At 65.3% G+C, this 1,495-nt stretch carries 2 protein-coding genes; both read left to right on the top strand.

What is annotated here, in order from left to right:
• The coding region (locus tag HX846_RS25885) for a sugar nucleotide-binding protein (RefSeq protein ID WP_178966360.1) at window positions 1–143 on the top strand (143 nt) is incomplete at its 5' end.
• Between the two features lie 36 nt (window positions 144–179).
• Window positions 180–1,495 (top strand): cache domain-containing protein (locus HX846_RS25880; RefSeq protein ID WP_178966359.1); only part of this gene is annotated, 1,316 nt, incomplete at its 3' end.

The raw sequence follows: 1,495 nt of genomic DNA, 5'->3' as shown, positions 1-1,495 counted from the left end.
CGATTCCCTCCAGCGCCTATCCAACGCCGGCCAGGCGCCCGCTGAACTCGCGCCTCGATTGCAGCCGCCTGCAACAGCAATGGCATGTCTCGCAACCGCAGTGGCATGACGCATTGCGCGAGTGTCTTGCCGAGCAGCACTAGGCATAATGCGCCTGTACCCACAGGCGCACGACTCCCATGACTCCACCCCTTCCGCGAAGACCCCGCTGGCGCAGCCTGGCATTGCTGGCGCTATGCCTGGCACCGCTGTTGTGGCCGCTGGAGCACCTGGCCGAGCGTTATTACCGCAACGAACTGGCCGGTCAGAACCGCCAGACGCTGGACCTGTACGTCGCCAACCTGCTGGGCACCCTGCATCGCTACGAAGTGTTGCCGCAAATCCTCGGTGACCTGCCGGCCCTGCGCACCGCCATCGACGCGCCTCACGTCAGCACCAACCTGGTCAACGCCAACCACCTGCTCAAGGACGTCGCCGCCCAGGCCGGGGTGGAAGTGATGTACCTGATGGACACCACCGGCAAGACCCTCGCCGCGTCCAACTGGGACAAGCAGGACAGCTTCGTCGGGCGTAATTTTTCCTTTCGCCCCTACTTCAGCGAAGCCATGGCCGGGCGCCTCGGGCGCTTCTTCGGCCTGGGCACCACCTCAGCCAAACGCGGTTACTTCTTCGCCGCCGCTGTGCGAGATGGTGACAAGATCATCGGCGTGCTGGTGGTGAAGGTCGACCTGGACCACACCGAAAGCCTGTGGGGCAACACCCCCGAACAACTGCTGGTCACCGACCACAACGGCGTGGTGATCCTGACCTCGCGCCCGCAATGGCGCTTTCGTGCCACCCGGCCGCTGACGGATGAAGAACGCCGCGCCATCATCGCCATCCAGCCCTATCCGACCCGCGACCCGCAGCCGCTGAGCCTCAGCCCGACGGCGTGGGTGCGCCAATCCACCGACATCGCCGAAACCGGCTGGAAAGTCGAGATTCTCGCGCCACGCACCTTGATCAGCCGCCCGGTGCGCACCGTGGTCGCGGTGGGTGGCGCCGCCTTGCTGGTGCTGATGCTGTTGCTCGGGCTGATGATGCAGCGCCGTCGTCACTACCTGGAACGCATCGCCTTCGAAGCCAAGGCCCGTCGCGAACTGGAGATGCGCGTGATCGAGCGGACCAGCGACCTGGAAGGCCTCAACCGGCGCCTGAAACAGGAAGTGCTGGAGCGTGAACATGCCCAGCAGGAACTGGTGCGGGCTCAGGATGACCTGGTGCAGGCAGGCAAACTTTCCGCGCTGGGCACCATGTCGGCCAGCATCAGCCACGAGCTCAACCAACCGCTGGCGGCGATTCGCAGCTACGCGGAAAACGCCGGGATTTTGCTCGACCATGAGCGCACCGACGACGCCCGTGGCAACCTCAAGCTGATCAGCGAGTTGACCGGGCGCATGGCTTCGATCATCGCCCACTTGCGCGCCTTCGCCCGGCGCGACCGGCATGCGCCGGA

It is taken from the genome of Pseudomonas sp. K5002 (genome assembly GCF_013386655.1).
In the GTDB taxonomy this organism is placed as follows: domain Bacteria; phylum Pseudomonadota; class Gammaproteobacteria; order Pseudomonadales; family Pseudomonadaceae; genus Aquipseudomonas.
Note: the sequence above shows the minus strand (reverse complement) of the source record. Positions and strands in the feature narration are given on the sequence as shown.